Here is a 13,185-nt window from a genome sequence, read left to right on the forward strand (position 1 = left end):
ACCCGGTGTCCCCGCGAGCCGTTCTGCGTATCCTCAACGCCATGTCCACGTCCGAGTCCGCATCAGCCGTGTCCCTCCCCCCGGTCCATGTCATCGGCGCGGGTCCCGGCGGGCTCGCCGCCGCCGCGGCGCTCACACAGCGCGGCATACGCGCCGTCGTGGTCGACAAGGCCGGTGATGTCGGCGCCTCCTGGCGCGGGCACTACGACCGGCTCCATCTGCACACCACCCGGCGCTGGTCCTCCCTGCCGGGGCTGCCCATCCCGCGTTCCGCCGGGCGCTGGGTCTCCCGCGACGACTTCGTGCGCTACCTGGAGCGGTACGCCATCCACCACCAACTGGACCTGGCGGCGGGCGTCGAGGTCTCCCGGGTGGAGAACGGCGAGGACTCCCCCGGCGAGTGGGTGCTGCACGCCAACGGCGGGCGCAAGCTGCGCGCCTCGGCCGTCGTCGTGGCCACCGGCTTCAACCACACCCCGTGGATACCGCCCTGGCCGGGCCGTGAGGAGTTCGGCGGGGAACTGCTGCACGCCCACCGTTACCGCAACCCGGGCCCGTACACCGGCAAGGACGTCCTGGTGGTGGGCATCGGCAACACCGGCGCCGAGATAGCCGCCGAACTGTCCGGCAAGGGCGGCGCCTCGCGGGTGCGGCTCGCGGTGCGCACCCCGCCGCACATCCTGCGCCGCTCCACGCTGGGCTGGCCGGCCCAGGCCAGCGGGGTGCTGTTCCGGCGGCTGCCGGTGGGGATCGTGGACCGTGCGGCGCGCCCGGTGGCGCGGCTGCTGCCCGATCTGGCGCCGTACGGGCTGCCCCGCCCGTCCACCGGCCTGTACACGCGGGCCAGGGCGGGGGCCATCCCGGTGCAGGACGTGGGGCTGATCCGGGCGGTGAAGAAGCGCAGGGTCGAGATCACCGGTGCCGTCGAAGGCTTCGAGGGGGACCGGGTCCTGCTGGCGGACGGCACCGCGATCACCCCGGAGGTGGTGATCGCGGCGACCGGCTACCGGCGCGGGCTGGAACCGCTGGTGGCCCATCTGGGGCTGCTGGACGGGGCCGGGCGGCCCCTGGTGCACGGCAGGGAGACCCATCCCACGGCGCCGGGGCTGTACTTCACCGGCTTCACCAATCCCATCAGCGGCATGATCCGTGAACTGGCCAGGGACGCCCCGCGGATAGCCGCCGCGATAGCGCGCGGCCGGCGTTCCTGAGCCGTCCTCGCGACGGGGGCGCGGGCCCGCACGGGCAACCGCGCCCGGCCGGCTCCGGCCACCGCGCCGCGTCCGGAGCTGGCCGGATTCGTTCGGCGGCGCGGCGGGGACCGTACGGTGCGTGGCCGCGGGGCCGTGCGGTGGAGGGCCGGACGGCCGGCGGTCACAGCCCGCTCGGGCAGTCCACCTCGCACCACACCCGCTTGCCGGCCGGCTCCTGCTGCCAGCCCCAGCGGTCGGCCAGCAGGTCCACCAGCTCCAGACCGCGCCCGCAGGTGTCCTCCTGGGCGGCGCTGCGCGGCCGGGGCGCCAGGGCGCTGCGGTCGGCCACCTCAAGACGTACCGGATGACAGCAGTGGCCCTCGCGCACCACCAGCCGCAGCACGGCCGGGCGGCCCGTGTGCACCACGGCGTTGGTCACCAGCTCGGAGACCAGCAGCGTGAGCGTGTCGATCTGCTCCCCGGCCATGCCGGAGCGGGCCAGCCGCTCCCGCAGCCACTGCCGCGCGCGCCGCACCTCCGACGGCTGGGGGCCGACCTCCAGCTGGGTCCGTAGCACCTGCTCCTGTACCTGCACCGTTCACACCATTCCCACCGGCGGACAAACTCGGTGCAGCACAGCATGGTTGAGGGCGAGTCGGGCAACAAGCACTTCCCGCTTATTCCGACGCAAAGGAGTACGGGGTACTGCTTCTGTACGAGATCCGGGCGTTTTTATCGCACACCGGTCCGCACATGGCCGCACACAACAGAGCGGAACGGACCGGAACAGCGCGCAATCCCCGCTCAGGCGGGCAGCGGCTCGGCGGTCGCCGAGTCCAGGTCGGGGTAGCAGTCGAACAACCGCCGCACCCCGAGCGCGGCCAGCACCCGGTTGACGTGCGAGCCGTCCTCCGCGCCCCGGTGCGGCAGGATCAGCCGCAGTTGCCCGGCGCACGAGCGCATCAGCCGCCGCGAGGCGACCAGCACCCCCACCCCCGAGGAGTCGCAGAACAGCACCTGCGACAGATCGAGCACCACACTGCGGCGCCCGTCGGCGACCGCGTCGTGGACGTGCTGGCGCACCACGGGTGAGGTCACCAGGTCGAGTTCGCCCGCCACCCGCAGCACGGCCCACTCGCCCCGCGACTCCGCATCCACCGTCAACGTCACGCCTGCGGCCTCTTCCCTCGGTTTCTCGGTTCTTCGGTCTTCCCTCGATCTTCCCTTGACACCCACATCGGCGTCTCCCCAGCGCCCCTGCCCACTTTCCGGCGTCTCAAGCGTCCCGGTGCTGCGTCGCCCGTCCGCCCCCGGTCATCCGGCCATCCGACCCGGACCGGATCCGGCGCGAACGCCCTTCTCCTGGAAAGAGCGGGCGCATACTGCCGTTCGGGGGCGCGCGGGAACAGTTCCTCGCACTACATTTGACGTACGCACGGGGTCGGAGGTTGTGCCGAGTGTGAGAACGCTTGGGGGCAGGGATGGCACATGAGACACCGCCGGAGTGGGATCGCGCGATGCGCCGGCGGCTGGAGCGCGGCGAGGCCGCGGCCCTGGCCGAACTGTATGACCGCTTCGCCTCCCTGGCGTACGGCATCGCCCAGCGCGTGCTGAGCGACGAGGACGCCACGGCCCGGGTGACCCGCGAGGTCTTCGGCCGGATCTGGGCGACCCCCGACAGCTTCGACCCCGAGCAGGGGCCGATGCGCTCCTGGATCGCCGACGAGGCGCACCGGCTGGCGGTGGCGCGGCTGCGCCGCCGGGAGGGCGCGGGCGCCGGTTCGGCCGAGCGGATCCGTACCGCCTCCACCCTCGCCCGGGCCGACTACATCGTGACGGCCATGCCCGCGCCGCTGCGCGAGGCGCTGGAACTGGCCAGGGGCGGGCGCACCGACTACCGCGAGGTGGCCAGGGAGCTGGGCATCTCCGACGCCGAGGCGCGGCGCAGGCTGCGACTGGGGTTGCAGTTGCTGTCCTCGGCCGCTACCTATCCGGATGGCGGCGCCGACGACGTACGACGGGAGCACCGCGGATGACGGCGGCACGGCCCGGTGGCCGGGAGCCCGGTGATCAGGAGCCGGCCGGCGGCGGCGCCGGGTCCACCGGGGCGCCCCGGGTGCCCACGCCGCGCGGCGGGCCCGGCGCGGGCGGCGGCAGTGGCGGCAGTGGCGGCCCCGGAGTGGGCCCCGCCCCGGTGAGCCCGGCACGGCGGAGCACCGCACCGCGGCAGCGCACCGGGCCGCGCACCCCCAACCCCGTAGCAGCACCGGGTCCGGAAGGAGACGGGCGGCTGACGCATCAGGAGCTGATGTCGCTGCTGGGGGTGTGGGCGCTGGACGCCTGCTCCCCGGCGGAGACGGCATGTGTGGAGGCGCATCTCAACGAGTGCGCCCGGTGCGCCGAGGAGGCGCTGCGGCTGCGGGACGCGGTGACGCTGCTGGAGCCGCCGCGCAGTCTCGATCTGGATCCGCAGCTGCGGCCCCGGGTGCTGGAGAGCGCGCTGGCGCGCCGCCCGCCGGTGCTGCCGGTGCCGGGGTGGGCTGCCCCGTACGACGCCGAGGCGGCGCGACTGGACGCCCTGCTGCACGACATCAACGCGAATGAATGGGACATTCCGGTGCGGGTGCACTGGTTCGCGGGGGATGAACGGGCGCGCCGGTCGCTGACGATCGCGCAGGTGCTCGATCACCTGGTGGCCATGGACGGGCTGCTGGCCCGGGCCGTGGGGCTGCCCGATCCGCTGGGCGAGGGCGCGCCGGGCGATCCGCTGGAGCGGACCGAGGCGACGTGGCGGCTGGTGGCCGCCACCGCCGGCGGGGCGGCGGCGGAGCCGGAGCGGGTCGCGGCGGCCCGGGCCTGGGCGCGGTGGCGGGAGCAGAGCCGTGAGCTGGTACGGAGGCCGCGCGGCAGGGCGGGCGCACCGGGGAGCGGATGCTGCCGGCGACGGCGTGCGATCCGGGTCTCTTCCCGGGGCTCGGGGCGGCCACCGAGCCGCAGATCCCGCTGTCGGACGCGTATCTGAACCGGGCGTTCGCGTGCTGGACGCACGCCGGTGACATCGCGCGGGCGGTGGACTACCCGTACGAGCCGCCGCTGGGGTCGCATCTGCGGCTGCTGGTGGATCTCACGGCGCGGCGGCTTCCGGGGTCGATCGCCGGGCGGCGCCGGGCCGGGCTCGCCACCACGCGGGCGCGGCTGACGACGGCGGGGAGTCCGGGCCGTACCGTCCATCTGGAGATCGAGGGCGCGGGCGGCGGCGACTACTGGATTCCGCTGGACTCGCCGACCGCCGCCGTGACGCGGGTGGCGGCGCGGGACGCGGTGGCGCAGGTCGCGCTGGAGGATGTGGAGTTCTGCCAGCTGGCGGCGGGGCGGCTGTCGCCGGCCGAGGCCGCGGCGGGCGGGGAGGGCGATCAGGCGGCGATCACGGATGTGCTGAACGCGCTGACCGCCCTCTCGCGGTTGTAGGCCGGGGCCGGTCCCTGGCCCTGGCCCCGGCCCCGGTGGTCAGTCGAAGACGACGGTGCGGGTGCCGTTGAGCAGGACGCGGCGCTCGCTGTGCCACTGGACGGCGCGGGCCAGGGCCTGGCACTCCACGTCGCGGCCGATGGCCACCAGCTGCTGCGGGGTGACGCCGTGGCCCACCCGGGCGACCTCCTGCTCGATGATGGGGCCCTCGTCCAGTTCGGCGGTGACGTAGTGGGCGGTGGCGCCGATGAGCTTCACGCCCCGGGCGTGCGCCTGGTGGTAGGGCTTGGCGCCCTTGAAGCTCGGCAGGAAGGAGTGGTGGATGTTGATGATCCGCCCCTCCAGCTTCTTGCACAGGTCGTCCGAGATGACCTGCATGTAGCGGGCGAGGACGACCAGCTCGACGCCCTCCTCCTCGACGATCCGCAGCACCCGCGCCTCGGCCTCGGCCTTGGTGTCGGCGGTGACCGGGATGTGGTGGAAGGGGACGCCGTAGGAGGCGGCGAGTTCGGCGAAGTCGGTGTGGTTGGAGATCACGGCGGCGATCTCGACCGGCAGGGCGCCGATGCGGGTGCGGAAGAGAAGGTCGTTGAGGCAGTGGCCGAACTTGCTGACCATCAGGACGATGCGCGTCCGCTGGTCGGCGCGGTGCAGCTGCCAGTCCATCTGGAACGAGTCGCCGATGGCGGCGAAGGAGGCGCGCAGCTTCTCCGGGGTGGAGGCGGCGCTCTCGGCGGTGAAGTGCACCCGCATGAAGAACAGGCCGGTGTCGCGGTCGCCGAACTGCTGGCTGTCCTCGATGTTGCAGCCGGTCATGAAGAGGTAGCTGGACACGGCGTGCACGATGCCCGGTTTGTCCGGGCAGGAGAGCGTCAGCACATACTCATCGGGGGCGGCGGCGGCAGCTGCGGCATTCATACTGCCCAAGCGTGGCACATTCCGGGGCGGCGGCCCGACCGTGTCCGGACGGCGGTCGGGCCGGGCCGGCGCGGGCCACTGCGGCCTCCGGGTCAGACGGCGGCCACCGTCGCCGTCAGCTCGTCCAGGGAGGTCGGCCGCACGTCCGGGTTGTCGCCGTCCGCCGTGGCCAGCCGCACGTGCGCCTCGCGGGCCGCCCGTACCGCCTCCGGCCAGCCGTGGTGCTGGAGGTACGCCGCCACCGGGGCGTCGGCGCCGACCTGGTGCATGATGCGCAGCACGCGCAGCACCGCCACATCCACCAGCGCGGCCTCCTGGGTGTCCCGGAAGACGGTGCCGATGTACTTCTCCGCCGACCAGTTGTCCAGCCAGGTGTCCTCGACCAGCCGGTAGACGGCGTCGGTGACGTCGCCGTAGCCGGGGAGGCCGGGCAGCCAGCACTCCTGGTGGAAGACGGGGTCCGAGAGCATATGCAGCGCCGAGCGCACATTGGCGCGCCAACGCCACCAGGGCATGTCGTTGAGCGGCATGCCGCCCATGGTGGGGGAACGACGGGGGCGACGGGAAGGGGTTTCCGAATCTGACACAGGAGAGATCGTATGTTTGTGGGCTCGGCGTGCGGTCCGCGCCCGCTCCCGCCGACCGTGTCAGAGCTGGCTCGCGTCCCGGGTGGGCAGCCCGTACTGGCCGGCCACGGGGTTCCACAGCGTGGCCGCCCGCTCCTTGGCGGAGGTCGCCTGGCCGCTGGACTGCTCGGCCTGGGAGGCGTTGTCGGTGTGCCGCGGCGACCCGCCCCGGCACGCCTTGCGGTTGTCCTTCAGCTCCTCGGCCCACGCGGCGTACGAGTAGTCGGCGGCGGCGGACGCCTGCCACGCCTCGCGCAGCGCGTCCGAGAGCGACTGGTGGTCGGGCAGCCGGTCGAGCGCCAGTTCGTCGAGCCGGGTGACCAGGCCGTTGCGCTCCTCACCCGCGGCCCGCAGGTCCTCGGCCGCCTCGCCGAGCCGGTCGCACGTCTTGATGTGGTCCACGGCGGCGATGACCGACTCGCGGCTTCCGCTGCTGTCCTCCAGGAGATCGGACAGCGCCTGCGCCTGGGCCTGGGCCAGCGCGTGCTCGTCCTCGGGCGCCCCGGCGCCGTCCTCCCGGGTGCCCTCGGCCTCGGGGCCGCCGTTGAGGATGCCGTCCGGCTCCGTGCTGCCGGGGCCGTCGTCCCCGGAGCCCCCGCCGCTGAGCAGCGCGCCGGCGGCCAGGCCGACGATCGCGCAGCCGATGACGACGGCCGCGATCAGCAGGGCGGGAGAGTTGCGCGCCGAGGGCGCCGGTCCTGCGGCCCGCCGCGCGGCGGCCCGGCCTCCGTACGGAGGCCCCGCCGGTCCCGCGGGCGCCGCCCTTCTGCCGTGCGGGGCCGGCGGGGGGCCCGCGTCGGTGATCGGCGGCATCATCTGGGTGGCCTCGATGCCGGAGGAGTTCGCCGGTCCGGCCGGCGGGGCCGCGTGGCCGGCCGGGCGGCCGTGCCGCCCGCCCCCGCCCGCGGGTCTGGTCACCGCGCGCAGCTGGGTCGTGGACTCCACGTCCTTGATCGGCGGGATGAGCTGGGTGGCGCCCTCCGGGTCCGCCGCGCCGCCCGGCGCGGGCAGCTGACGCAGCTTGGCCGTCGAGGTGTCGGCCACCACCGGGGGTATGAGCTGGGTGGCGGCGCCGTGCGGGTCCGCGTCGGTGATCGGCTGGATGAGCTGGGTGGCCGCCTCGTGGTGCTGCGGGGGCGGCGGGGTGTCCCCGGTGATCTGGGGCACGAGCTGGGTGGCCGGGTGGTAGTCCCCCCCAGCCTCCGGCCGGGAGATGCCCCCGGTGATCGGCGGGATCATCTGGGTGGCCGCCTCGTCCGGGGCGGCCGGCGGGGTGCTGGGCATCGGCGGCGTGGCCTGCTGCGGCAGCGCGTGCCGCCCGGCCCCCGGCTGCTGCTGGTGCGGCGACTGGGACGGGTAAGGCTGATGCTGATGCCCGGGCTGCTGGTGGTGCTCCTGGTGGCCGGGCTGCGGCTGGTACGGGGGCTGCTCCGGCTGGTGGGCGGGCTGCGCCGTCACCGGGTTGCGCTGGTCGGGGCCCCACGGCTGTCCCCAGGGCTGCCCCACGGTCGGCGCCGTCACGGTCTCCGCACCCGGGTCGTCCCACGGCCCGCGATGCGAGGGCAGCACCACGCCCTCGCGGGCTTCATCGTCCCGACCGTTGCGGCTGGTCACCAAGGAACTCCTGTTCGCTGAACGCCGATCGCCCGGTCACGCTACCGGTTCCGCGGCGCCCCTCACCACGATCCCGCCCCCGCACCGCTCGGATTGAGAAACCCGGGGGGTGATGTACCCCACGGAACCGCGCGGCGCCGGGGCGGGACGGGGCTGTTCGGGGTCAGGAGCGGTACGGCTCCGGCTCGCCCGGCCGCGCGCCGGTACCGGCCGTGAGGACCGGGCGGTGCGGTCGGTCCGCTCGCCGACCCGGCCGGAGTCGCCGCCGAGGTCGTCGACGATCAGGCGGGAGGCGGGAGGCGGAGGCCGGGAAGGGACGGTCGCGGAAGCCGGCCGGACCGGCTCCGGCGGCCGTGCGGGCGCGCCGGGTCACCGCTCCCCTTCCTCCCCCCGGCGAACGGGCCGTTCCGCGAGCCGCACCGGGAACGCGCGGCTACCCGGCCAGATCCCAGCGCAGGGTGAAGTCACGGACCTTCGGATCGTGCTGATGGGGATCCAGTCGGGTGCGGAAGTCCTCGAAGTACGTCGCGCCCCGGCCCGAACGCAGCGAGGACAGCGTCGTCACCGCCTGGTCCGCCGTCGCGCAGGCCGCCTCCAGCTCGCCCTCCTGAAGGTGCCCCGTCGCCAGCAGCACCAGCCCGATCGCCCGTCGCCGCGCCCGGCTCTCCGGGTGGGCCGCCAGCGCCTGCGTGGCCCGCTCCCGCAACCGGCCGCCCTGCCCCAGATCCCGGTGGCAGTGGGCCAGTTCGTCCGCCAGATAGGCCTCGTCGAAGTGCCGGATCCACTCGGGGTCCGCGCCGCCCGAGGACCCGGCCCGCTCCAGCGCCCCCTCCGCGAGACCGGCCGCCCGGTGACAGCTCGCCGCGTCGCCCAACTGCGCGTGCCCGCGCGCCTCCGCCGCCAGGAACATCGCCTCCGCCCGCGGCCCGCACCGCCCCCTGGTGCCTTCCTGCGCCGCCCGCGCCAGCTGGATCACCTCACGCGGATTGCCCAGTTCGGCCGCCAGATGACTCATCCCGGCCGCCAGGACGTACCCGCCGAAGCCCCGGTCCCCGGCCGCCTGCGACAGCCGCAGCGCCTGGATGTAGTACCGCTGGGCCAGGCCCGGCAGCCCGCTGTCCACCGCCATGTACCCGGCCAGCTCCGTCAGCCGGGCCGCCGCAGCGAACAACTGGCGCCCCACCGACTCCCGGTAGGAACCGGCCAGCAGCCCGGACACCACGCTGTTCAGGTAGTGCACCACCACGGGGCGCACATGCCCGGCCCCCCAGCGGCGGTCCAGGTCCACGAGCGCCGCCGTCGTCGCCGTCACCGCCGCCACGTCCGAGGAACCCACGCGCGGGCCGCTGGCCCGCGCCACCTCCGGGTCCGCCGGGGTGATCAGCCAGTCCCGGCTGGGCTCCACCAGCGCGGCGGGCGCCACATGCGCGCTGCCCGCACCGTACGCGCCGCCCGGGCCCCCGGCGCCCACGCTCTCCCGGCGCGCCACGTCCGAACGCCACAACTCCGCGGCCTGCTCCACGCCTTCGGCGAGCCCGGTCGCGAAGTGCAGCCCGACGGCGGACGCCAGCTGGCGCGCGGTGCCCATGCCGATCTCGTCGACCGTCACCGTCCGCCCCAGCTTGCGGCCGATCGCCTCCGCGATGATGTCGGGGGCCCGGCCGCGCGGCTGCTGGCCTCTGATCCAGCGCGCCACCGAGGTCTTGTCGTAGCGGAAATCGAGGCCGCGCTCGGCGGCACACACATTCACCCGCCGTGCCAACCCCGCGTTCGAGCAGCCCGCTTCGCGGATCAGCGACAGCAGACGCTCGTTCGGCTGCCGTGAATGGGGCAACCCTGGGGTCAGTCCGGGGGACACTGTTCTGGCAGTCATGACGTGGCTCCCTCGCTGGCCTGCACCCTGCACCAGGGAAGATCAATGCCCGGCCCCCGCCGGGTCCATCCCGTACGCCCCCACTGATGCTCCGATGCGCCCCACATGCCCGGGTCCCCCCGGGCGGACTCCGGGCGGGCATCGTCATCACCCAGGGTCGCTACCCGGACACGGGGAGCCCGTTACCCCCCGTGGAGAAGGTAGTTGTGATCAACGTGGAAGAAAAGATCAGCGTTACTTCAGCACCTGGCGTTCCGCAGCCGCGCGACGGCGGAATGGTCGACCATGCCGTCCGGTACGCGGACGAGCGGCACTGGGACGTGCTGCCGGGCACCTGGCTCGAATACGCGGACGGTGTGACGCGCTGCTCGTGCGCCCTCCCCGCCTGTGATGCGCCGGGTGCCCACGCCACCCGGACCAACTGGGTGGGCCACGCCACCGGCAGCGCCACCTCCGCCCGCCGCATGTGGGCGAAGGAGCCGCGCGCCTGCGTCCTGCTGCCCACCGGCCGCACCTTCGACATCGTCGAGGTGTCCGAGACGGCCGGCTGCCTGGCGCTGGCCCGCATGGAGCGGATGGGCACCAGCCTGGGCCCGGTCGCCAGTACGCCGCTGGGCCGGATGTACTTCTTCGTGCTCGCCGGCAACGCCGCCAAGGTGCCGGCCCTGGTGCGGCAGCACGGCTGGTCGCCCGAGGCGATCGACCTGATCGCGCGCGGCGAGGGCGAGTACGTGCCGGCGCCGCCGACCCGCATCGGTGTGCGCGGCTCGGTGCAGTGGGTACGCCGGCCCACCGACGCCAACCGCTGGCTGCCGGACGCGGACGAACTCATGCCGCAGCTCGCGTACGCCTGCGGGCAGGAGAGCCGGTTCCGCCGCTGATCCACGGCACCCGGGGGCACCACCCGGACGCGGTCCGGGCCGGGGGGCGGGTTCTTTCCCGCCCCTTAGGGTGGGTTCATGACAGATACGGGGAATGCGGCGGCCGCTCCGGCCGCCGCGGTACGGGTACGGGGGCTGTGGAAGACCTTCGGGGAACAGGTCGCGGTCTCGGGGATAGATCTCGACCTGCCCGCGGGGCGCTTCATCGGCCTGGTCGGGCCGAACGGAGCGGGCAAGACCACCACCTTGTCCATGATCACCGGCCTGCTGCGGCCCGACGCGGGCACCGTGGAGATCGTCGGGCGTGATGTGTGGCGGGACCCGGTGGACGTGAAGTCCAGGATCGGCGTCCTGCCCGAGGGGCTGCGGCTCTTCGAGCGGCTGACCGGGCGCGAACTGCTCAGCTACCTGGGCCGGCTGCGGGGGATCCCGGCCGCCGAGGTGGAGCGGCGCGCCGACCAGCTGCTGGACGTCCTGGACCTGGCCGGCGCGCAGAACAAGCTGATCGTCGACTACTCCACCGGCATGCGGAAGAAGATCGGGCTCGCGGCGGCGCTGCTGCACAACCCCGAGGTGCTCTTCCTGGACGAGCCGTTCGAGGGCGTGGACCCGGTGTCGGCGCAGATCATCCGCGGGGTGCTGGAGCGCTACACCGCCTCGGGCGCCACCGTCGTCTTCTCCAGCCATGTGATGGAGCTGGTGGAGTCGCTGTGCGACTGGGTCGCGGTCCTGGCCACCGGAAGGATCCGGGCGCACGGCCCGCTGGCCGAGGTACGGGGTGAGGCGGACTCGCTGCAGAGCGCGTTCCTGGAGCTGGTGGGGGCCCGGGCCGGGGGCGGCGCGGACGACCGGCTCGACTGGCTGGGCGGGGACCGGGCGCGATGAGCACTCTCACCGAACCGGGGCCGGCACCGGCGAACGGGAACGGCGCCGGCGGCACGAGCGACCCGGTGACCGGAGGCCCCGCCGGGGCGGTAGCACCGCGCGGCACGTACGCCGACACCGCCGTCATCACCGCCACCTTCGTCCGGCTCAAGCTCTCCCTGATCCGCAACGGCCTGCGGCAGACCACCGGGCGCAAGGCCGGATTCATCTCCACCGCCATCACCGCCGCCCTGTTCGGCGGGCTCGGCATGCTCGGACTGCTGGCGCTGAGCGGCAACGCCCACATCGCGGCCCTGAGCACCGTCGTCGTCGCCCTCACCGCGCTGACCTGGGCGTTCATGCCGCTGTTCCTGGGCGCGAGCGACGAGACCCTGGACCCGGGCCGGCTGGTCATGCTGCCGCTGAGCCCGCGTTCCCTGATGACGGCGCAGCTGGCCGCCTCGGTGGTGGGGGTCGGCCCGGTCTTCACCGTCATGCTGGTGGCGGGCGCCGCGCTCGGCACGGCGCGGGGCGCGGGCGGCTACACGCTGGCGGTGGTCGCGATCGCCCTGATCCTGCTCACCTGCACCGTCGCCTCGCGCGCCATCGCCACCGCCAACGCCCGCCTGCTGACCAGCCGCAAGGGCCGCGACCTGGCGATCCTGTCCGGTGTCGTGATCGCGCTGGGCGTCCAGGGCATCAACCTGCTGGTGCAGAAGGTCGCCGGGGACGGCGGCTCGGGGCCGCTGCACACCATGGCCGACATCCTGCGCTGGCTGCCCCCGGCCACCGCGATCGAGGCGGTACGGGCGGCCTCGGCCGGCTCGTACGGCGTGGCGGTGGCCGCGCTGGCCGGCACCGTGGCGGCGCTGTCGCTGCTGGTGTGGTGGTGGCAGCGGACGCTGACCCGGCTGATGACCTCGCCGGACGGCTCCACGATCATGGCCCCCGAGACGGGCGGCAAGGAACGGCGCGGGCGCGCGGCCGGGGAAGGCGGCGGCCTGCTGACCCGGCTGCTGCCCGCCGGCCGCGACGGCGTCGTGATGGAGCGTGCGCTGCGCTACGCCTGGCGCGACCCGAAGGCCAAGATGAGCTGGGCGGTCGCGGTCGGCATGGGCGTGACGCTCCCGTTCATCTGGGCGGCCCAGGGCTCCGCCACCATCTACCACGCCTGCTGGGGCGCGGCGCTGCTCGGCCTGCAGATGTACAACCAGTTCGGGATGGACTACGGCGCCTTCTGGCTGATCACGCAGACCATCCACACGAAGCGGGACGCCTACCTGGAGCTGCGCGGGCGGCTGCTGGCGATCGCGCTGATCGGCGTGCCGTTCACGTGCGTGGTGGTGCTGGTGTCGGCGGCGGTGCTGGACGAGTGGGTGCGGCTGCCGGACGCCATGGGGCTGGCGCTGGCGCTGCTGGGCGTGCTGCTGGGCGGCGGGGCGGTCGCCTCGGTGCGCTTCCCGTATTCGATCCCGCAGGACAACGCGATGCGCAATGTGGCGGCGGGTCAGGTCTCGATGGTCTGGTACGGGGTGATCGGCGGGATGGTGGCGGGCGCGCTGCTGTGCGGTCCGCTGATCGGGCTGACCATCTGGCTGAACGTTTCGGCGGCCGGGTGGGCCTGGATCGTGCTGCCGCTGGGCGCCGGTTACGGCCTGGCGATGGCCTGGGCGGGACTGCGCTGGGCGGCCCCGCGGGCCGCGGACCGGCTGCCGGAGATCCTGGCGGCGGTCAGCAAGCCGTGACGA

General features: G+C 74.3%; 11 protein-coding genes and 1 pseudogene. 6 read left to right on the forward strand and 6 right to left on the reverse strand.

From position 1 onward, the window contains the following. Nucleotides 1-41: 41 nt before the first annotated feature. Nucleotides 42-1,211 carry a flavin-containing monooxygenase gene (locus tag H7827_RS11560; RefSeq protein ID WP_386538177.1) on the forward strand — a complete coding sequence of 390 codons (1,170 nt, stop codon included), beginning with the start codon at nucleotides 42-44 and terminating at the stop codon, nucleotides 1,209-1,211. 163 nt (nucleotides 1,212-1,374) lie between these two features. Here H7827_RS11560 and H7827_RS11565 read toward each other — a convergent pair whose 3' ends face one another. Together H7827_RS11565 and H7827_RS11570 are read right to left on the reverse strand one after the other, a co-directional pair. Beyond that, nucleotides 1,375-1,788: an ATP-binding protein gene (locus tag H7827_RS11565; RefSeq protein ID WP_386538179.1), complete on the reverse strand. Its 414-nt coding sequence runs from the start codon at nucleotides 1,786-1,788 to the stop codon at nucleotides 1,375-1,377. Nucleotides 1,789-1,997: 209 nt separating this feature from the next. Continuing rightward, entirely contained in the window at nucleotides 1,998-2,363 is a 366-nt protein-coding gene (locus tag H7827_RS11570; RefSeq protein WP_386538181.1) for an STAS domain-containing protein, read from the reverse strand. Between the two features lie 311 nt (nucleotides 2,364-2,674). Here H7827_RS11570 and H7827_RS11575 point away from each other — a divergent pair, with 311 nt between their 5' ends. After that, nucleotides 2,675-3,229 (forward strand): RNA polymerase sigma factor, encoded by a 555-nt coding sequence (locus H7827_RS11575; RefSeq protein WP_386538183.1) that lies wholly within the window; start codon nucleotides 2,675-2,677, stop codon nucleotides 3,227-3,229. Continuing rightward, nucleotides 3,226-4,661, forward strand: a pseudogene (locus tag H7827_RS11580) (MDMPI N domain containing protein). The gene H7827_RS11575 and the pseudogene H7827_RS11580 overlap by 4 nt, the downstream one beginning before the upstream one ends. A 39-nt stretch (nucleotides 4,662-4,700) precedes the next feature. Here the strand turns inward: H7827_RS11580 and purU are convergent. From purU to H7827_RS11600, 4 genes are all read right to left on the reverse strand, one after another. Next, on the reverse strand, nucleotides 4,701-5,579 hold the full coding sequence (gene purU, locus H7827_RS11585; RefSeq protein WP_030729220.1) for a formyltetrahydrofolate deformylase: 879 nt from the start codon (nucleotides 5,577-5,579) through the stop codon (nucleotides 4,701-4,703). Between the two features lie 92 nt (nucleotides 5,580-5,671). Then, nucleotides 5,672-6,118 carry an SCO4402 family protein gene (locus H7827_RS11590; protein ID WP_200368601.1) on the reverse strand — a complete coding sequence of 149 codons (447 nt, stop codon included), beginning with the start codon at nucleotides 6,116-6,118 and terminating at the stop codon, nucleotides 5,672-5,674. A 108-nt stretch (nucleotides 6,119-6,226) separates the two neighbouring features. Further along, on the reverse strand, nucleotides 6,227-7,819 hold the full coding sequence (locus H7827_RS11595) for a hypothetical protein (protein WP_432744710.1): 1,593 nt from the start codon (nucleotides 7,817-7,819) through the stop codon (nucleotides 6,227-6,229). Between the two features lie 433 nt (nucleotides 7,820-8,252). Further along, a complete protein-coding gene (locus tag H7827_RS11600; protein ID WP_386538189.1) occupies nucleotides 8,253-9,692 on the reverse strand; it encodes a transcriptional regulator in 1,440 nt (479 codons plus the stop codon). A 206-nt stretch (nucleotides 9,693-9,898) separates the two neighbouring features. Between H7827_RS11600 and H7827_RS11605 the strand changes: the two genes are divergently transcribed. The 3 genes from H7827_RS11605 to H7827_RS11615 all read left to right on the forward strand — a co-directional run bounded on the left by H7827_RS11605 (nucleotide 9,899) and on the right by H7827_RS11615 (nucleotide 13,182). Continuing rightward, nucleotides 9,899-10,573, forward strand: coding sequence for a bifunctional DNA primase/polymerase (locus tag H7827_RS11605; RefSeq protein ID WP_386538243.1), 675 nt, complete (start codon nucleotides 9,899-9,901; stop codon nucleotides 10,571-10,573). A 78-nt stretch (nucleotides 10,574-10,651) separates the two neighbouring features. Beyond that, on the forward strand, nucleotides 10,652-11,458 hold the full coding sequence (locus H7827_RS11610) for an ABC transporter ATP-binding protein (RefSeq protein ID WP_030729235.1): 807 nt from the start codon (nucleotides 10,652-10,654) through the stop codon (nucleotides 11,456-11,458). After that, nucleotides 11,455-13,182, forward strand: a complete 1,728-nt coding sequence (locus H7827_RS11615; protein WP_432744714.1) for a transporter — start codon at nucleotides 11,455-11,457, stop codon at nucleotides 13,180-13,182. The genes H7827_RS11610 and H7827_RS11615 overlap by 4 nt, the downstream gene beginning before the upstream one ends. The last annotated feature ends 3 nt before the right edge of the window (nucleotides 13,183-13,185 follow it).

Origin of the sequence: Streptomyces sp. JH002 (assembly GCF_050916115.1) — a bacterium.
GTDB classification, from domain to species: Bacteria; Actinomycetota; Actinomycetes; order Streptomycetales; family Streptomycetaceae; genus Streptomyces; species Streptomyces xiamenensis.